The sequence below is a fragment of the Pseudarthrobacter sp. 10T415 genome, from assembly GCF_056394175.1.
The window spans coordinates 605,665-623,964 of the sequence record NZ_JBFTHJ010000001.1 but is presented as its reverse complement, the minus strand read 5'-3'; the positions used below and the strand labels follow the sequence as shown (position 1 = coordinate 623,964).

The following is an 18,300-nucleotide window of genomic DNA, read 5'->3' as shown; positions in this document are numbered from 1 at the left end:
GCGATCTCGGAGGGGTGGACTTCGTGGGCGAAGCGGACGCCGTTGTCGTCGAAGACGTCCAGGATGGGGTTCCAGCGGTCGGCGAAGTCCTGGTAGCCGGCGTCGATGACTTTTTCCGGGACGGGCGGGAACATGGCGACGTATTGCCAGATGGAGGAGCCGGTGAACCCGACGACGGTGTCGACGCCCAGTGCGCGGGCGAGCCGGGCGGTGTGCTTGAGTTCCTCGGCGGCGCGCTGGCGGACGCCTTCGGGGTCCCCGTCGCCCCAGACCTTCGAGCCGACGATGGCTTCGTGGCGGAAGTCGATGGGGTCATCGCAGACGGCCTGGCCCTTGAGGTGGTTGGAGATGGCCCAGACTTTGAGGTTGTATTTGTCCAGGAGTTCGAGCTTGGACTCGACGTAGCCGGGTTCGTCCACGCGCCAGGCGTCCAGATGGTCTCCGGAGACGGCGATTTCCAGGCCGTCGTAGCCCCAGCCTGAGGCAAGCCTGGCGACTTCCTCGAGGGGAAGGTCGGCCCACTGGCCGGTGAACAGGGTAAACGGGCGGGGCATGGTCAGGCTCCTTCAGAAACGAGGGACTTGTCTTCGACAGCGGTAATGGTGCTCTTGTTCCTGGCTGAGGCTTCCACAGCATCGAGGACACGTTGGACCTGCAGTCCGTCTTCAAACGACGGCGACGGCGACTCATCGGCCGCAATTGCGGTGAGGAAGTCTCGGATCTGGTGGGTGAAAGTGTGTTCCCAACCGATGATGTGACCCTGCGGCCACCACGCTCCGAGGTAGGGGTGTTCGGGTTCATTGACCAGGATCCGGCGGAAACCCTGCTCACGAACAGGCACGGTGGCGTCCAGGAAATTCAGCTCGTTCAGCGCTTCCAGGTCAAATGTCAGCGACCCTGAGGTGCCGTAGATTTCGAGCTTGAGGGAGTTTTTCTGGCCGGTCGCGACGCGGGATGCTTCGACGGAGGCGCCCATTTCGCCGGTGAGCCAAAACGTTGCCCAGGCGGCGTCGTCTACAGTGACGTCTTCTAAACCGCCCGGACCGGGACGCTGAGTCACGAACGTTTTCAGCACCCCCGATGCCTCGAGGATGGTCTGTCCGGTCAGGTACTGGATTTGGTCGATGGCGTGCGAGGCGATGTCGCCGAGCGCGCCGGAGCCGGCGGTTTCCTTGCGGAGCCGCCAGGTCATGGGCGATTGGTCGTCGGCGAGCCAGTCCTGGAGGTAGGCGGCGCGGACGTGGCGGATGGTGCCTAACCGTCCTTCGGCGATGAGTTCCTTGGCCAGGGCGAGGGCGGGAACGCGGCGGTAGTTGAAGCCGATCATCGATCGAACCCCGCGGGTACGCGCTTCAACGGCTGCGGCCACCATCAGTTCGGCCTCACACAGGGTGTTGGCCAGCGGCTTCTCCACCAACACGTGTTTGCCGGCGGCCAGTGCGGCGATGGCGATTTCGGCGTGCATCCAACCGGGCGCGCAGATATCAACGATGTGGATGTCGTCCCGCTCAATCACGGAACGCCAATCTGTGGCCGACTCGGCCCAACCGTACTTGGCTGCGGCCTCCGCTACCTGGGTGGCGTCCCGGCCCACGAGCACTTTCTGCTCGAAGGCCGGGACATCGAAGAAACTGGCCACGTTCCGCCACGCATTCGAATGGGACTTCCCCATGAAGGCGTAGCCGATGGCAGCAACCCCCAATGGGCTTGCGTGTTGATTTCCTGGAGGTTCTGTCTTCATGAATTTCCTTCCTTTGCAGCATTCGGCTGGCAACGTCGTTCCGTCCCGTACGACCAGCACCGCAGATGGCACCTTCGATCGGCTGCCGACCAACTGTGGCTGGATTCAGACGACAAGGAGGACCGGACAAATCGCGTTAAGAGGGGCCCTGCCGGGATGGCTCCAAGGCATTCCGGGGGTCTTTGCTGAGAGCTGGTTGTTAGCTCGTGGTTGTGAGGATGCGGACCCTCACGGCTGTGATGTGCTTGTCAGAAAGGATCTCAAGGCGTTCGTCCCCGTTGAGGAATCGCCCTTCCTGAAACCCGGCATTGGTCACCACCAGCTCCCTGACTGAATCCAGTTCAACGTCACAGCCGGGCTTGTGGAAGTCCACTTGTGCTCCTTGGCCCACCACGATGAACTCGGTGGGACTGATGGCCAGAACCATTCCAAAGGGACGGGCGTCTCCTGGGGTAGGGCCGTGGGTAGCGGCAACCGTTTCTTCCAGGAGTTCGGGCGCCGGGGGAACACGAACGCCTGCATCCAGAAGCATTCCTTCGAGGAGCTTCCTGGAATTTCGAACCGTTATTGAAGTACCCGCCAGTTCTGTGCTGATGGATTCCTCCTCCGGGTCAAGGGCGAAGCCAAAAATACGGCCGTAGCGCTGCGCATCCACTATCTCTGGAGTAAGGGAAGTGATGATGGAGCAGGCGGCGCTGAACTGGTTGCCTTCCCGGCCTTCTTCCACCCCGAAGACGTTGTAGCCCAGACCACCAAATCCCCCAATGGCCAAGAACGCATCTCCGGCCCGGAAACGTGCTTCGGGGATGAAAAGGGGATTGGAATCGGAGGCGTATTGACGCATGACCTCCTCTGCATTGGGCACGTAGATATCCGGTGCCAGGAAGTCGATGGCCGGCGCCGCGGCACGCCATACTGGGATCATCCGGGCCGTCGGTCCGCCGCTTGGGTACTGGCCGGGCAGGTCCTGTCCCCGTTGAGGGCCGATCCAGGCGTTTGCGTAAGTGGGCAGGGGCAGGACTTCCTTTCCGGCTGCCGCCAAACCTCCCACAAAGGATGCAAATCCCCAGGCCATAAAGGTCTCTTCGGCAAGGGGGTTGTCATCTCCGAAGTGGTCCGCCCAGCTTCTGCTGCTAGCCGGGCGCACGCCAAGGGCCTGCACAAACTCCTGGTCAAAGGATTCCGGAGCTTGAGAAACCGCAGCAATCAAATGCCCAGGGAGCGGTGCATTCCAGACGGCGTCGGCCAGTGCGCTGTGGTCTCTTCCTGCACCCAGCAGTCCAACCTCGTTTTCCACCTGAACCATGATGACTGTATGGTCCGGATCGATCATGGACAGATGCGCTAACAGGGCAGTGTAGGCGGTTCGGTCCGCTTCAAAGAGATTGTCAGAGAAGACGGACAAGCTTGGCCGCGGCATGGATCCGGGATACGAAAAGGGGGTCTTGAACGGTTTGACGCCCCTGTCCGCGCGCGGGAAACGTTCACGGTCAGCGCGAACCCAGCCGGGGGCATAGGTGGAGAAAGCGTTCTTGAACGCCCCGAACCAGATCAGTACCAGACGGACGCCGGTGGACCGTGCGTCTTCCACCAGCCCGTCGACGATCGAAAAATCGAGTTGTCCTTCAACCGGTTCTGTTTGTTCCCAGGACACAGGAGCGATCACCGTGTTGACCCCCGCCTTTGCCAGTTTCTCCCAGATGGGCGACATATAGCTCCTGTCAGATGCACTGGAATTATGCAGTTCGCCTCCGATGCAGAGAAACGGCTTCTCCTCAACAATCAGCCTGACGTGGCTGCCCGTCCGCTCGAGTCGGGGAAGGTTCTGGTGTGGCATGGGGATCGGTCCTTACTACTTGGTGGGCGGAATACTTGGTGGCTGGGCTACTTGGCTTACTGGTTTCAGGGGGAACTGGGAGTGACCCACAGGCTGAATTCCCGGGAGGTCAAGCCGCTGCCAATCCCCACCCGGAACTCGCCTGGCTCCACGATGTATCCGGCACGGTAATCGTTGGTCCAGAATCCCAGATCATCCCAGCCGATGGTCAGCGATACCCGCCGTTCCTCTCCGGCAGGTACGAATACTCGCCTGAAGCCCCGCAACTGCTTGACGGGCCGGGTCACTGTGGCCAGCAGATCGGAAATATACAACTGGACCACTTCGTCGCCATCCTTTGTTCCGGTATTGCGAACGATCGTGGTGAAAGAGATCCTGGATCCAGCTCTCAGCTCGTCCAAGGTGACCGAAAGTGCTTGGTCCGGCGATGATTCCAACTCAAAGAGCGTGTAGCTAAGCCCGTATCCGAAACCGAATTGCGGACCCAGCTCCAAGTCCAGGTACTTCGACTTGTAATAGTCATCAGTGTTGTTGGGTCCGGTCAGCCCAACGTCCGGCCTTTTGTCAGCAAGAGAGCCTCCTGTGCGGGCAGGCCTCCCCGTTGACTCATGGTTGTAGTAGATGGGGACTTGACCCACAGCGCGCGGGAAAGACATGGGAAGCTTGCCGCCCGGGTTGACCGTGCCGGTGAGGACATCCGAAATTGCTTTTCCTGCCTCGGTGCCGAGATGCCATGCCACCAGAAGGGCAGGACATTGATCAATCCAATCGCTGACCACCAGTGGGCGGCCGGTCATCAGGACCACGGCAAAGGGGGTGCCCGAGCCGGCAATGGCATGGATCAATTTCTCCTGGTCTCCGGGCAGGTCCAATGAACTCCGCGAGCTCGCCTCCCCGGAAAGGTCACTGGGTTCCCCGACGGCGACGATCACCAGGTCCGCCTCAGCGGCGGCAGCAGCTGCTTCAGCCTGAAGGCCGGGATCGGAGCCAAAGAAGGTGGCGCCGGGCAAGGTGGTCACTACGGACTCCGGCAGGGCTTCTGCCAGCGATTCGGCAATGGATGTGGTGGTGGGGGAGGCGAAGTACTGTACCCAGGCTCCAAGGTGGTCCTTGCTGTCAGCGTAAGGACCCACCACAAGGACTCGTTGCCGCCAGGGCTTCACCGGCAACACGCCGTCGTCGTTCTTCAGCAGGACCGCGCAGCGCGCGGCAGTATCCCTCGCCGCTGAGAGCGAGGCATCATCTGGGTCTGTTGCTGCTGTGGATTCGTCCACATACGGGTTCTCGAACAGGCCCAGCGCTTGCTTCAGCCGGAGTACCCGGAGTACGGCGTCGTCCAAGCGCTCAGAGTCCAGTAGCTCCTCGCGGACAATGGGCTCACCGTCGCTCAGCAAAGAGCCGCCCATTTCAACATCGAGACCTGCTGAAAGTGCCAGGCGCCCGGCGTCGGAAGTGTCGGCCGCGATGCCATGGTCCACAAGCTCGCCCACGCCATCGGCGTCTGCCACCACGATCCCGTCATGTCCCCACTCGTTCTTCAGGACATAGGTGAGCAGCTCCCGGTTGGCGTGCATGGGTACGCCTGAGACTGCGTTGAAGCTTGCCATGACACTGGCGACTCGTGCTGCGACCGCCGCCCTGAAGGGTTCCAGATACACATTGTGGAGCCGCTGGACCGAGATGTCCGTGGTGTTGTAGTCGCGTCCTCCTTCGGCGGCACTGTAGCCAACAAAGTGCTTTGCGCAGGCGGCAATGGATGCGTTGGAGGAAAGATTATCGCCCTGGTAGCCGCGGATCTTGGCCTCCCCGAAGACGGCGTTGAGGTAGGGGTCCTCGCCAAATCCTTCCACTACGCGCCCCCATCGGGGGTCCCGTGACACATCGATCATGGGCGAAAAGGTCCAGTTCACTCCATTGGACCGGGCTTCCTTGGCAGAGAGCCGGGCGTCGGCCCTTGCCACCTCCGGATCGAAGCTGGCCGCTTGTGCCAGAGGAGTGGGAAAGATCGTGAACTGGCCGTGGACCACGTCAAGGCCGATCAGGAGGGGGACGCCGTGCGGGCCTTCTTCGACGGCGATCCGCTGAAGCGCGTTGGTGGCCTGGGCCGAGGCGGGCCAGAACAATGCCCCCGCACCGTTTCGGGCAAGGCTTCCCGCTTCCGCAGAGTCCGGCCTCCAGACGATCTGAAGCTGTGCCAGTTTCTGCGCATAGGTCATGGAGGCCAGTATCTGCTCCGGCTGTACTTTAGCTTTCACGGTGAAGATCCTCCTGGGAAGGTTTGTGGACCTGGTGCCTTATGAGGTCCAGTTTGCGCATGATGGCCAGAGAGTCGCCCAAGGGCATCACGGAACTCTGCGGGCTACCGGATTCGAGCAGCGCGTGGAATTCGAGAATTTCGTACCTGAGTCCGCCGCCAACAATGGGCGCCTGAATGATGTGGGACTGCTGAAGTCCCGGCCCCGAGGGGTTGTAGCGTGAAACAGTCAGCTCGTTGGGGCAATGGTGCGGGGCCGGCAGTTCAATGAGGCCTTCGGTTCCCAGTATCCGTGCGTTGTTGGGAAGCACTGTGGACATTGATGAGCTGATGTATCCGGTTGCGCCGTCACCAAAGGAAAGAAGCGCCGTCGTGTCCAGGTCCACCCCGCTTGTGCTGCTGCGGCCGAATGCGGCGACGGCCGGTTCATCGCCCAGAAGCCAGTGCGACAGTTGTACAGGGTAAACGCCCATCTCCAGGAGGCTTCCGCCGCCCAAGGCGGGATCGTACAACTGCGGCCGCGCCCTCGGCCCAGCCTCCGGAATCGGGAAACCGAAGGACGCTTCAACCTTCCGCACCTCTCCAATTGCACCATCGTCCACCAGCCGCTTCAGCTCAACGTAGGCAGGCAGGAACCGGGACCACATGGCCTCCATCAGCACTGTCCCGGCTCGCTTGGCGGTTCGGGCCAGATCGAGGGCCTCGGCGTGGGTGGCGGTAAAGGGCTTTTCCACCAGGACGTGTTTACCCGCCTCCAGGAATTGCCTGGCATGCTCATGATGCAATCCGGCAGGGGTGGAAACGTAAACCGCGTCAATGGTGGGGTCATGGGCAAGATCCTGAAAGGACGAGTGCTGGGTTGGGATGCCGAAATCGGAACAGAACTTGCCTGAGGCCGCCACGGTCCGGGACGCTGCAGCAGCGAGGAAGGCAGAGGGGACTTCGGCAATGGTCTGCGCGAATTCACGGGCAATGGTTCCCGTACCGGCGAGCCCCCATCTCACAGTGGTTTTGCCGCGCACGTTAATCCTTTCCTTGCAGAGCCAGGTCGGCAGAGCCGTCCAGGGCGGCAGAGTCGGCAGAGTCATCTGCAGGGACCGCGGCATCATCGGAAAGGCGGCCATCGGGCAGCAGCAACGCTGCAATGAAACCCAGGGTGTAGACGCCGGCCAGGGCAAGAAAAACGGGAGAAAAGACGTCGTGGTAGATCGCTGCGATCTCGGCTTGCATCGCGGGGTCGGCGGCGTGGACCAAGGCAGGCGTCAGGGTTTGGGAATCGAGCCCGGTTGGCAAGAGCGATGCGACGCCGAACCCCACCACGCCGCCTACTACCGCTGATCCTACGGTGGATCCGATCTGCCCGCTGAGTCCCGCGGTTGCGGTTGCGGCGCCGAGTTCACTGCGTGGTGCAGCACCTTGCACGATCGCAATGGCGAGGCTCATGAACGCTCCCGTGCCGAGGCCCACGAACGCCATGATCAGCGCCGGGACCCACAGCGGCGCGCCCCGCGGGAGCAGGAACATGGCTCCGAGTCCGAGTGCTCCCATCACTGTTCCGACTATGGGAAACGCGCGGTAGCGGCCCGTTCGCGACGCAAGCCAGCCCGTCACGAGATTGCCTACCAACATTCCCAGCACAGTGGCGATGGGAACCAGTCCTGAGATGGTGGCGCTGACTCCATAGGCCATCTGGAAATACGTTGGCAGGTACGCCGTGGCTGAGATAAGCCCCGCACCCATGACTGCTGAGAGTCCCACGCCTGCACTGAAGGTGCGGTTGCGGAACAAGTGAACCGGGATGATGGGGTTCTGTTGACCGCGCTCGACGACGACGAGCCCGCCTAGCGCTGCTACGCCTGCTCCAAGGGCGATCCACGCTGCGGAGTTTCCGGAGCTGAACCACGCAACTGCCAGCACCACCGCCACAAGGACAGCGGTGAGCAGCACCGCTCCAACGACGTCGAACCGTTTCTTGCCCGCCGGTTCGATGTGTGGAACGGCCACGACCGCCAGGAGAAGTGCGGCAAGCCCCACCGGGACGTTGATCCAAAACACCCAGGGCCATCCCCAATGGTCCGTGATCAGGCCCCCGAGGAGCGGCCCGATCAGAATTGCCACCGGGAAGGCTGCGCCGATCAGTGAGAGGTACGCAGGACGTTGCCTTGGCGTGGTGACCTCGGCAACGATCGTCTGCGACATCAGCTGAAGACCCGCGGCGCTCATGCCCTGGAGGACCCGGGCGACGACGAGCTGGGTCATGTCATGCGCGAGGCCACACACGAAGGACGCTGCAGCAAAGCCGATCAGCGCATTGAGGAAGACCATCCGCGGACCGACCCGATCGCCCAGCCCTCCGAGTACCGGGAGCAGGACAGTACTGGCGAGCGTGTATCCCACTACCACCCAGCTCATGTGCTGGAGGGCTCCGAGTTCGCCGGCGACAGTGGCCAAGGACGTCGAAACGATGGTGTGATCGAGGGCTCCAAGAAATGACACCGCCAGGAGCGCTGCCATGAGGAGCCGGAGCCGGGTGGGAGAGATCCGGCCTGTGTTGCTGTTGCTGCGGCTGTGGTTGCGTACTTGGGTCACGGCGTCCCGGCGATCTCGGCCTCCAGGCTGTGCAGAAGCGCATGCTGCCGGCGGACCTGCTCAATGGATCGGTAAGGCAGCCGATCGCCTTCGTATTCACTGGACAGGTAACCGGACCATCCGTTCTCCTTCAGGGTCTGAAGGATCTCGCGCCAAGGAATCTGGCCGTCAACCAGGTCATCGTCGATGTCGAAGAATTTCGCCTGAATGAACGACACGTAGGGGAGAACATCCGCCAGGTCCGACATGGGAACGGCAAGGGGTTTACGCCATCCTTCTTCCTGGGCTTCTTCGCTGAGGCCGTCATGCTTGGCGGTGGTGATCGCCCTTTGGAAGATACCGGTGTCGATGAGCAGGCGGAAGTTCTTCGATCCGGTTCGCTCGATGAACGCGATGTACTCGTCCACCACCGGGTGCTTGATGGGAGTGGGCGCATGGATTTCCGGGCAAATAATGAGGTTCAGTTCGGCCGCGAGATCGAGGTTGCGCTCAATCACTTCCTCCCAGATCGGGTGGGGGCGCAGGTCCATGGACACTACACCGATCTTGGGGCGGATTGAGGTGAATCCAAGACGATGGGCCAGCCGAAGATCGCGGGCCAGCATTACAGCGCCCTCATCTGCGGTGAGGTCGCGGTCACGCCACATGCTCGAGTCGATCCACGACCCGTAATTGGTAGGCTCCAGCTGGTATTTTTCGAGCAGCCCGAACCATTGGTCAATCCACGCGGCGGACGGTTCCGGGTAGTTGGGCACGTGACCTTCGCCCAGGATCTCAATCCCGGTGGCGCCGATGTCAGCTATGTGTGCCATGGCGTCTTCGAGGGTGAGGACGGTGTTGATATCACCGGTGTAGCTGTAGAGGGAGACGCCGTACTTGAGGTTGCTCATGCGAGGACCGTGACCTTTCGCTGGGACGTGAAAATTGACGGTTGGAATTCAGCCGGAATGTAGGGTGCGTGCAGCGCAATATCAACGCGGACATCGTGGACACCTACCGCCAGGCCGCCTGGGAGCGGCACCATGACGGTGGCCACTTCATCGAGCTGCCAGCGGACATCGGTGGACTGGCGCAGTTCCTGGATGCTGAAAGTGCGTCCCTGGAGCGTCCAGCGCGGTACTTCCCGGCTCCATGCCTGACCATCTACGGTGACAGCGACCCCGTCGATGAGGCTTGCCCAGACACCTCGGTAGTTCGGCATGCGCAGGGCTATCTCGAAGCCGACAGTTTCGGTTCCCTCGTGGACGTTGCGAAAGCCCCGGCTTTGGATCAGTTCTCGTTCGAGGACCATGTTTTCCTCACTTCTCTGTGGACGTGGAGTTGATTGATTCGGCGATCTGGCGGGCCCCGGCGACGGCCAGGGCCACCCCGGTCAACGTGGGGTTGCAGGCTGTAGGGGTAGGGATGACACCGTTGCCGGCAACGAACAACCCCCTGACGTCCCACACCTGTCCGGCGGGATCACATACAGCGGTTCCGTCATTGGATGTCCCCATCCGAAGGGTGCCTTGGTAGTGGAGTGAGGCGCCGGCAGGGAAAGTGAGCGGTTGATCGCCCAGTGGCTCGCCCAAGGACCGGGCGGCGGCAACCACCGATTGGCGTGCTGCGGACAGTGTCTGCTCGTCGCGTTCGGTGAAGGTGTAGTGGATATTCATGGCTGGCAACCCGTAGGCGTCCGTGGTGTTTTCGGAGAAGACAACGCGGTCTGAGGCTTGGAGGTCCTTGGCGCAGAACCACCCCAGGCCCACGATCGAACCAGGGATGACATCCCCTGAGATGGGCACCGGTGATGCGTCCAGTTGCATGACCTGCCCATGAAAAGGCTGCTCATCGGTGAAGGGCACCCAGCTGACCCCGCTTTGGGCGGTGATGGTGGTGTCGCTTGATGAGGCAGCGGGAACATCATCCATGGCACCGGTCAACCGGACAGCGTGGACAATCTGAGGCTGGTCGTTTAGGTACCGGCCGAGTGCTTCGGGGCGGATACCGGATGCGAACAGCAGCTGCGGACCGCGGAGGGCATCGGCGGCAACTACGACGTACCTGGCCGCAATTTCATGCTCGTCTCCTGACTTGGCGTCGCGCACCCGCACACCGCTGACCTCGTCTCCGTCGGTCAGTACCCGCACAACCACGCTTTCGTCGAACAGGCGGGCCCGGGGGTTGTTCCGCGTCTCGTCACCGAACACCACGTCAGCTCCAGACCAGATGAAGCGACCGTCGTCAGTGCGGCGGACCGCCAGCGGCATGGGCTGAACACGCCGGTCATGTGCGCGTCCGTCGTCGAGCGCCGCCGACAAACGCGAGCGGACGAGGTCGGCCAGGGGAGCACCAGCCAAGGCCTCTGAGCTGACCGAGAGGAGGCGTTCGGCCTCGCTCAGAAGCTCGTCCATGTTCGGAAGGAACGCAATACGTTCGCTTCCGCCAGGACGCGGGCACGCGCCGGTCCAGTGCGCAGCCATACCGCCAACATTGCTGGAGAATGCAAGGCCCGGCAGTCCGGTCTCGCCGGGCTGCTGCCAACCGTCGTCGAGGAGGAAGGTCCCGGGCCGCACCGGGCGTGCGACGTCGCGTGCGTACTCTGCGAGGTTCCCGCCGCTTGGCACGGCGCTTACTTTTCCCTCGGAACGGCGCTGGGCAACTTCGCGGTCCTGCACGCTTGCGATGTTCTTCACGTGGGATCCGGGGGGATCACTGATGGTCGGTCCGGCCTCGAAGATGGCAATGCTGGCCTGGGGGCTGAGCTCTGAAAGTATCCGGGCATAGGTGGCTCCGGCAGGGCCGCTGCCGATGATTGCGACGTCAACGACAGCTGGATAAGGGCGCGCTGAAGGTACTGCTGTGGTGATCATGCTGTTCTCCGGGAGTCTGTAGAAGGAGGGCTTCACGCCCTGATGGTTTGCTCAGCGGGCAGCTGTGGACAGTGCGGCTTGAGCGTCAAGGAAAAGTCGTCGTTCCCGGCGCCGGTTGGCCTGCCGGGCCGGGTTGGCGATAGGTGAGGCCAGGAGGAGGGCCTTCGTGTATGCATGTTGCGGCTCGGCGATAACCCGCTCCGTGATGCCTGTCTCCACGATTTCTCCCCGCCGCATCACTGCGACGCGCTCGCTGATGTGCCGCACCACATCCAGATCGTGAGTGACAAAAAGGAGCGAAACCCCGGTCTGCTCTTGAATGTCGGAGAAAAGTTGAAGAACCCGTGCCTGGGTGGACAAGTCCAATGCACTGACGGGCTCATCACACACTATGAGCTTGGGATTCCGGCACAACGAACGGGCGATTGCGATGCGTTGCCGTTGGCCACCGGAGAACTCGCGAGGATAGCGGGTGCTGGCGTTGGAGGGCAGGTTCACAACATCCAGAAGCTCCCGGACCCGTCGTTGTGCATCAACCTTGGACGTCCCGGAAACCTGCATCGGCTCGGACAAAATGTCGCTGATGGTCATTGAAGGATTCAGGGAGGTGTAGGGATCTTGAAAAACCACCTGAACGTCGCTGCTGAGTGCCCGGCGTTCCTTCTTGCTGAGCCTGGTGATTGACCTGCCGTCGAAACGGATGTCGCCGCCGGTCACCGGGGCAAGACCCAGCACGGCTCGGCCAATGGTTGACTTACCGGAACCGGACTCACCCACAAGCCCCAGGGTTTCCCCGGGTTTGATATCCAGGCTCACGCCTTGCAACGCCCGGAATGTCCGTTTTCTGCCGAATCCGCCAATCCTGTAATCAACGGTCAGGTCGGTGATCCGCAGGAGGGGTTCTGCTTCCGGCAAGGCGGTCTGGTTGACGGAAGTCATCGTGCACCTTCTGTCTCGGTGGTCATGTCGGCCTCGACAGGGTGGTCGGCCGGCGTTTTCGAGGTCGAATCGAGGGCAGAGTCCAAGAGGAGCCGTGTGTACTCTTCCCGGGGGTTGGTGAACAACTCAGTGACCTCAGCTACTTCCACAATTTCTCCGTTGCGCATCACGGCCACTTGATCGCACAGATCCGCGACGACGCCGAAGTTGTGGGTCACCAGGACCACACCCATGCCGCGTTCCGCCTGAAGGCTGCGAATGAGATCCAGCACGTCGGCCTGAACCGTGACGTCCAGAGCGGTGGTGGGTTCGTCGGCAATGAGCAGTTCCGGATTGCAGGAAACGGCTCCGGCAATGAGTACGCGCTGCGCCATTCCGCCTGAGACCTGATGCGGGTAGGACTTGAAGACCCGCTCCGGATCAGGAATGCCTACGCGGGCGAGGAGTTTGAGGGCTTCCTCTTTTGCGGTCTTTGCCGAGATTCCCAAGTGGTGTCGCATTGGCTCCGTGAGTTGGGACCCGATGCGGAAGGCGGGATCGAGGTTACTCATGGGCTCCTGGGGGATATAACCGATCCGGGCGCCTCGTAGTCCATTTCGCTCTTTGGGAGTCATCCCGAGCAGATCCACTCCGGCGAAACTCAAGGTTCCCGCAGTCATGTGGGCTTGCCCGGGCAAGAGTCCCAGGACCGAGAAGGCGGTCTGTGACTTACCCGAGCCTGATTCTCCCACCAGGCCAACGATCTGGCCGCGCTCCACCCTCAAGGAAATGCCTTTGACGACGTCGGACTTCTCACCGTTGGGGCGGGGGTAGGAAACCCGGAGATCGTCGATGACCAGAAGTGCGTCTCCTGGATCCACAGGCGCCTTCTTCATAGGCCGTGCAGGTTCAGGAGTTGAACTGGCGTGCTCGGCAGCTTTTACTTTCCTGGCGGGGCCGGCAGATGATCCGTAGTTCGCCAGGGCGTCGCGGAAGCCGTTTCCCACCAAGGTGCAGGCCATGACCGTCAACACCAGTGCAGCGCTTGGCCAGATGAGCAGCCCGGGCGCGTTGAAGATGTTTTGCGATGCGTCATTGAGCATCAGGCCCCAGCTGGCTTTGTCGGAAGAACCAAGACCGAGGAAGGCGATGCCTGCCTCGATTCCAATGCCGGCACCTGCCAGCAGTGCGGCTTGAATGATGGTGGGCGTGATGACTACAGGAAGGATGTGGCGGACCATGATGCGGATATCGCTCAAGCCGGAGACCCGGGCTGCGTCCACGTACAACTCTTCCCGCACCGCCCGGACCGAGCCGCGGATGAGCAGGAACACCGAGGGGGCGATCAATATGCCGAAGACCACCAGTGCAAGTGAGGTGCTGCGTCCTACACGGGCCAAAACCACAAGGAGCACAACTATTGCCGGCAGTGACAGCAGGGCGCCGCTGATCCACATGCTGACGCCGTCGATCCAGCCCTGGCGGTAACCCGCCAGGAGCCCGGTCGGTACTCCAATCAGCAGGCTCACCGCAATGACAATCGCGGCACTGGAAAGGCTGGTTTGGGCGCCGTAGACGAGGTTCGCCAGCACGTCGCGGCCCACTCCATCTGCGCCCAGCGGATGTTCAGCCGTGAAAGGCGGTGCGAGGACATCGGCGAGGCGGGTGGCAGTGGGGTCGTAAGAGGAGATCAAGGGTGCGAGGACCCCCACCACAACGAGCAACGCGAGGAACACGAGCGAGATCACTGCCGCCGGTTCACGAAGGAACTTCTTGATCAGTTTGTCGCCTTGGGGTGCGGAGCTAACCACTTCAAGCGACTTGCGGGTGCCGGTGACAAGGTTATCGGTCATGAGACACGAACTTTCGGATTGATCCAGCCTTGCGCCAGATCGACGAGGAGATTCACGACGACGACGAGCACCACCGTGACAAGGACGATTCCGAGCACCACGGGCAGGTCGCCACGGCCGGCTGAGGTATTGGCCTGGGTGCCGATTCCGGGGATATTGAAGACTTTCTCAACGATCACTGAGCTGGAGATGGCCACGATGAACATCAGGGATACCGTTGTGAGGCTTGGTCCGGCGGCGCTGCGCAAGGCATGCTTCACCACGACGCTTCGCTCGGGGAGGCCACGGCTGCGCAGTGTTCGAACAAAGTCCTGCTGCATCACATCGATCATGGACCCCCGGACCTGCAAAGCGATGGAGGCCAGGGAGCCTAATGCCAACGCAATGACCGGGAGTGAGATGGATGCGAGCCACTTGCCGGGAGAAGCCGCGAAAGCAGTGAATCCGGTAGCCGGAAACATGCGCAGTTGGACTGCGAAAACCAAAGCCAGGACCAGGGCTACCAGGAAGCCGGGAATTGCCTGGACCAGGGTGGATACCACCTGCAGGCCGCGGTCGAGTCGTCCTCGCCGCAAGGCAGCTGTCACACCGATCAAGGTTCCAAAACAGGCAGCGAGGATCAGTGATCCGATCACCATGGAAAGGGTGGGCGGAAGGGTTTGGGAGAGTAGTTCTCCTACTGGCTGGTTGGTGAACCAGGACCGGCCCAAATCTCCACGAACGGCTGATCCGAGCCACTGGAAGTATTGGGTGATCAACGGTTCATCAAGGCCCAGTTGTTGGCGCTTGGTTTCCACCTGTTCGGCTGAGGCTACGGGACCCAGAACCTGACGGACGGGGTCTTGCCCCGTGAGGTTCAGGAGGAAGAACGTCGCAGTGGAGATAACGAACATGAGCACCAGTCCTGAGGCCAGGCGGCGAAGGATAAACATCAACATGGCAGCTCCTTGGGCTTCGGGAAGATGACGGATGCGTAGGGGAGGCCGGCCCTGGGATGGACCGGCCGCCCATCTACTTCTGCGCGGGAGCCAGGCCCCAGAGAGGCGGCAGAGTGGAGTAGCGCTGCGGAGTAACAGTGATGTCGGCGCTGCTGGCGAAGACGTTGTCAGACTGGATGTAGGGAGCGAACCAGGCTTGATCCACCAGATAGGTGTTCAGCTGACGGAACGTTTCGGTTTGGGCCTCACCGGTTTCGCCTTGGGCCTTGTTGATCAGGTCAACCACAGTGGGGTCGGAGACGTGGAACGGGTTCCAGAGTGATTCGGGAGTGAGCGCGATCTGGGCGAAATCCCAGGGGCGCGGGCTGTTGAGTCCGAAAATCGCTGCGGGATACTTTCCTGCCAACAGATCCGAGATGAAGGTCTGGCCGTTCACCGGCTGGTACTGCGGTGTAATGCCGATAGCCGTCAGGGCTTCAGTCACGGCCGCTTGCTGGTCCGGATAGATGGGTGATACATCCGGCATGGGCAGGATGAAGCCGTTTGCATAACCGGCGTCGGAGAGAAGCTTCTTCGCGCCGTCCACATCGAAGGGGTACTTCTTGTCCAACTCAGGGATGTAGGCGTCGCTGGTGGAACTGAAGACCTGGCTGGTGGCCTTACCCTTACCGCCGAAGACTTGCGCGTGGATGGCATCGCGATCCAATGCCATGTTGATTGCCTGGCGTACCTTGGGCTCGGCGAGCGCAGGAACCAGGGAACCCTTGCGGTCGAACAAGTAGAGGCCGCTGGTGGTGTAGGCGGGGTTGGACTGGATGTTCAGGCCTGCGGACTTGAGGCTGTTTGAATCCTTGTCGGTGACCACTGCGAAGTCTGTTTCACCGGCCCGCAATGCGTTGAGGATTGCGTTGTTGTCGTTGAAGACCGTGACTTCGACGGTGTCGAACGGGAAGTCTTTGGCGTTCCAGTAGTCCGGATTTCTGGTGTAGGCGTACTTGATGCCGGTCTGGGACTTTGCGGCATCAAGGATATAGGGGCCGGAACCTACGGGAGTGGTGTCCAGTTCCGGGGTTCCCAAGGCCTTCGGGCTGGCAAGGACGCCGGCGGTTCCCCCCAAGTTCGGCACAAGGGACGGGTCCGGAGCGGAGAGCGTTACCGTGAGATTGGTGGCGTCGGTGACAGCTACCTCTGTGATGAAGCGCAGTTGCCCGCCGGCTTCACCAGTACCCTTGCGGGCGGAATCAAGATTGGCTTTCACCGCGGCGGCATCCAGGGGCGTCCCATCGGTAAATTTGACGCCATCCCTGATCGTGAGCGAAAGCTTGGTCCGGGCGTCGTCGTAAGACCATTTGGTCACGATATTCTCGGCGGGTTCGCCCTCGTTGGTGTTCCGGAAGAGGGAATCGTAGACCGGCTGAAGGAACTGGGTGGTGGGGCCGGTACCGAAATTGCCGGGTGCGAAAGACTCAGGTGTTCCGATAGCTGCGATATCCAATTCCGTGGAGGCGGCGGAACCGCCAGGGGAGGATCCGTTGCAGGCGGTAAGCGCCATGACGGCTGTGACGGCGGCGATGCCGACTAATTTGCGCATGTTTCTCCTAGACAAGGCGTCGAATGCTCAGCTTCGAGTGATCCGACTGTTCTCCGGCGACAACGCTACGGAGATGGATAAGTACTGCGATGAATGGTGGCTTACATGCCTTTGAAAGGCGCCTGGCTTCACAGGAAATCCTTTGGATTCCTTGAATGCATTACTGGCGCAGGGCCGCGGGATGCAGGTGGTGTGCTCCATCTCGGTCTCCCTCGCCATTGAGGTTTATGGTGCTGGTTGAGCGTTTTGTGGCGCCTGTTACAACGATAATCCGGTGACCGGAAGAAGTCAACAACTTCTTCCGGTCTTCGGAATATCAGGCCGAAACACCTTCTTTGGTTTGACTCAGGGGTTGCATCAGCCGCTCCAGGAGCCCGGGCAGGTTGTCTTTGGAGAAGAGCTCGCCCAGAACAAGCTGGGCGGCACCGACGACGCCGCCTACCTGCTCGTCAAGGGCAGATAACTCCACGAGCAGGTCCGGTGCGCCCGTGGAGGGCAGCCGTTCAAGGACGGCTTGCTGTATGGGCTTGAGCACGATGTCTTTGGCACGGGCAATGCCACCGCCGACTACCAGCATGTGAGGAGCGAAGAAACTGACCAAGGTTGCCAGGCTGCTTCCAAGGAGTGCCGCTGTTCGGTGGAGCAGCTCCTTTGCGGCGGCGTCTTGGTGCTCAGCGGCCAGTGTCACGTCGTAGGCGCGAACACGTCCGGTCTCCTTGAGGACTTGTGCGAGGTAGGGGCTGCGTCCCGTTTCAGCCAACATCAAGCCGTCCCGCTCAATCGCCCATCCACTGGTGACCGCCTCAAGGCAGCCTGTGCGCCCGCACCTGCAGGCAACCACTCCGGCCTCCGGGACGGCCACATGGCCAATGGAACCCGCCAGGCCATGGGAGCCCCGGTAGAGCCTGCCATCGGCGATGAGGGCAGCTCCAACCCCGGCGCCGGCCCCGAAATAGAGCAAGTGCTTTGCCTTGGCAGCCCGCGGATTGCTCTCTATTTCAGCGAGCGCCAGAAGATTAACGCGATTGTCCACCCATGCCGGAACCGGCCAGCGAGCCGCGAACTCTTCCCGTACGGGGTAGTCCTCCCAACCCGGCATGACCGGTACGCCAACGGGAGTGCCGGTATCGAAATTGACCGGACCGGAGAGCCCCACGCCGATCCCCAGCAGGTTGTTGCCCCCTTGCTCCCTGATGACGTCATCGACGATCCCATTGACCTGGCCCAGGATCCGCTCGGGCCCTTCGCTGATCTCGCACAGCTCCCGGTGGCGGGTGCCCAGCAGGGAGCCGGCCAGATCGGAAGCACTGACCACCATTTCATTGGACGCAATGTCCACGCCTATGACGTAGCCGGCCTGGGCGTTGAGGGACAGCAGCTTGGCGGTCCGCCCGCCCGTAGAGGGAGCGCGGCCGGGGGAATGGATAAGCCCGATTTGTTCGAGTTCTGCAACCCGCTCGGCAACAACACTGCGCCCCAGCCCTACGTGATCGGTCAGGCTGGCCTGCGTAATGCCGTCCTGCCAACGGATTGTTTCCAGTACGGACGCGAGTCCGGTATACCGCTCTATGGCCATTGAATCTCTTCCTGGGTGCTCGCGCCCACTGCGTCAGCGCTGTGGTGATGGATCCTGTCCGTTTTGTGGAACCATCCGGGCACTCACAGGTGCCATCATGCTCCAACTCCACGTCACCAAACAAGAAAAGTCTAGCAACTTTTGCCGGTCA

At 61.5% G+C, this 18,300-nt stretch carries 14 protein-coding genes; all 14 read right to left on the bottom strand.

Translation table 11 applies throughout. The features are described 5' to 3' along the window. On the bottom strand, positions 1 to 554 hold a 554-nt coding region (locus AC1DBN_RS02840), incomplete at its 3' end, for a sugar phosphate isomerase/epimerase family protein (RefSeq protein ID WP_477722528.1). A 2-nt stretch (positions 555 to 556) separates the two neighbouring features. Continuing rightward, a complete protein-coding gene (locus tag AC1DBN_RS02835) occupies positions 557 to 1,741 on the bottom strand; it encodes a Gfo/Idh/MocA family protein (protein WP_314213342.1) in 1,185 nt (394 codons plus the stop codon). Between the two features lie 199 nt (positions 1,742 to 1,940). Continuing rightward, positions 1,941 to 3,578, bottom strand: coding sequence for a DUF5597 domain-containing protein (locus AC1DBN_RS02830; protein WP_314213341.1), 1,638 nt, complete (start codon positions 3,576 to 3,578; stop codon positions 1,941 to 1,943). Between the two features lie 65 nt (positions 3,579 to 3,643). Further along, positions 3,644 to 5,833, bottom strand: coding sequence for a glycoside hydrolase family 3 N-terminal domain-containing protein (locus tag AC1DBN_RS02825; protein ID WP_477722527.1), 2,190 nt, complete (start codon positions 5,831 to 5,833; stop codon positions 3,644 to 3,646). Further along, positions 5,823 to 6,854, bottom strand: coding sequence for a Gfo/Idh/MocA family protein (locus tag AC1DBN_RS02820; RefSeq protein WP_314213339.1), 1,032 nt, complete (start codon positions 6,852 to 6,854; stop codon positions 5,823 to 5,825). Before AC1DBN_RS02820 ends, AC1DBN_RS02825 begins: the two co-directional genes overlap by 11 nt. Before the next feature lies 1 nt (position 6,855). Then, the gene (locus AC1DBN_RS02815; RefSeq protein WP_477722526.1) at positions 6,856 to 8,421 is read right to left on the bottom strand and encodes an MFS transporter; all 1,566 of its coding nucleotides are present in this window, start codon (positions 8,419 to 8,421) and stop codon (positions 6,856 to 6,858) included. Continuing rightward, a complete protein-coding gene (locus AC1DBN_RS02810) occupies positions 8,418 to 9,311 on the bottom strand; it encodes a sugar phosphate isomerase/epimerase family protein (protein ID WP_231994244.1) in 894 nt (297 codons plus the stop codon). Before AC1DBN_RS02810 ends, AC1DBN_RS02815 begins: the two co-directional genes overlap by 4 nt. Further along, positions 9,308 to 9,712, bottom strand: a complete 405-nt coding sequence (locus tag AC1DBN_RS02805; RefSeq protein ID WP_056078670.1) for a C-glycoside deglycosidase beta subunit domain-containing protein — start codon at positions 9,710 to 9,712, stop codon at positions 9,308 to 9,310. Before AC1DBN_RS02805 ends, AC1DBN_RS02810 begins: the two co-directional genes overlap by 4 nt. 7 nt (positions 9,713 to 9,719) lie before the next feature. Continuing rightward, positions 9,720 to 11,273, bottom strand: a complete 1,554-nt coding sequence (locus tag AC1DBN_RS02800; protein ID WP_091719696.1) for a GMC oxidoreductase — start codon at positions 11,271 to 11,273, stop codon at positions 9,720 to 9,722. 51 nt (positions 11,274 to 11,324) lie between these two features. Next, positions 11,325 to 12,212, bottom strand: coding sequence for an ATP-binding cassette domain-containing protein (locus AC1DBN_RS02795; protein WP_091719698.1), 888 nt, complete (start codon positions 12,210 to 12,212; stop codon positions 11,325 to 11,327). Beyond that, positions 12,209 to 14,044 (bottom strand): dipeptide/oligopeptide/nickel ABC transporter permease/ATP-binding protein, encoded by a 1,836-nt coding sequence (locus tag AC1DBN_RS02790; RefSeq protein WP_477722525.1) that lies wholly within the window; start codon positions 14,042 to 14,044, stop codon positions 12,209 to 12,211. Before AC1DBN_RS02790 ends, AC1DBN_RS02795 begins: the two co-directional genes overlap by 4 nt. After that, positions 14,041 to 14,982, bottom strand: coding sequence for an ABC transporter permease (locus AC1DBN_RS02785; RefSeq protein WP_056078680.1), 942 nt, complete (start codon positions 14,980 to 14,982; stop codon positions 14,041 to 14,043). Before AC1DBN_RS02785 ends, AC1DBN_RS02790 begins: the two co-directional genes overlap by 4 nt. Before the next feature lie 73 nt (positions 14,983 to 15,055). Continuing rightward, a complete protein-coding gene (locus tag AC1DBN_RS02780) occupies positions 15,056 to 16,573 on the bottom strand; it encodes an ABC transporter substrate-binding protein (protein WP_091719700.1) in 1,518 nt (505 codons plus the stop codon). A gap of 316 nt (positions 16,574 to 16,889) precedes the next feature. Then, the gene (locus AC1DBN_RS02775) at positions 16,890 to 18,149 is read right to left on the bottom strand and encodes an ROK family transcriptional regulator (protein ID WP_056078686.1); all 1,260 of its coding nucleotides are present in this window, start codon (positions 18,147 to 18,149) and stop codon (positions 16,890 to 16,892) included. Positions 18,150 to 18,300 lie beyond the last annotated feature (151 nt).

Excerpts from the sequence above, each read along its gene's own strand:
- AC1DBN_RS02835 (WP_314213342.1), bottom strand. The coding sequence starts at position 1,741 with ATGAAGACAGAACCTCCAGGAAATCAACACGCAAGCCCATTGGGGGTT.
- AC1DBN_RS02830 (WP_314213341.1), bottom strand. The coding sequence starts at position 3,578 with ATGCCACACCAGAACCTTCCCCGACTCGAGCGGACGGGCAGCCACGTC.
- AC1DBN_RS02810 (WP_231994244.1), bottom strand. The coding sequence starts at position 9,311 with ATGAGCAACCTCAAGTACGGCGTCTCCCTCTACAGCTACACCGGTGAT.
- AC1DBN_RS02805 (WP_056078670.1), bottom strand. The coding sequence starts at position 9,712 with ATGGTCCTCGAACGAGAACTGATCCAAAGCCGGGGCTTTCGCAACGTC.
- AC1DBN_RS02800 (WP_091719696.1), bottom strand. The coding sequence starts at position 11,273 with ATGATCACCACAGCAGTACCTTCAGCGCGCCCTTATCCAGCTGTCGTT.
- AC1DBN_RS02795 (WP_091719698.1), bottom strand. The coding sequence starts at position 12,212 with ATGACTTCCGTCAACCAGACCGCCTTGCCGGAAGCAGAACCCCTCCTG.
- AC1DBN_RS02790 (WP_477722525.1), bottom strand. The coding sequence starts at position 14,044 with ATGACCGATAACCTTGTCACCGGCACCCGCAAGTCGCTTGAAGTGGTT.
- AC1DBN_RS02785 (WP_056078680.1), bottom strand. The coding sequence starts at position 14,982 with ATGTTGATGTTTATCCTTCGCCGCCTGGCCTCAGGACTGGTGCTCATG.
- AC1DBN_RS02780 (WP_091719700.1), bottom strand. The coding sequence starts at position 16,573 with ATGCGCAAATTAGTCGGCATCGCCGCCGTCACAGCCGTCATGGCGCTT.
- AC1DBN_RS02775 (WP_056078686.1), bottom strand. The coding sequence starts at position 18,149 with ATGGCCATAGAGCGGTATACCGGACTCGCGTCCGTACTGGAAACAATC.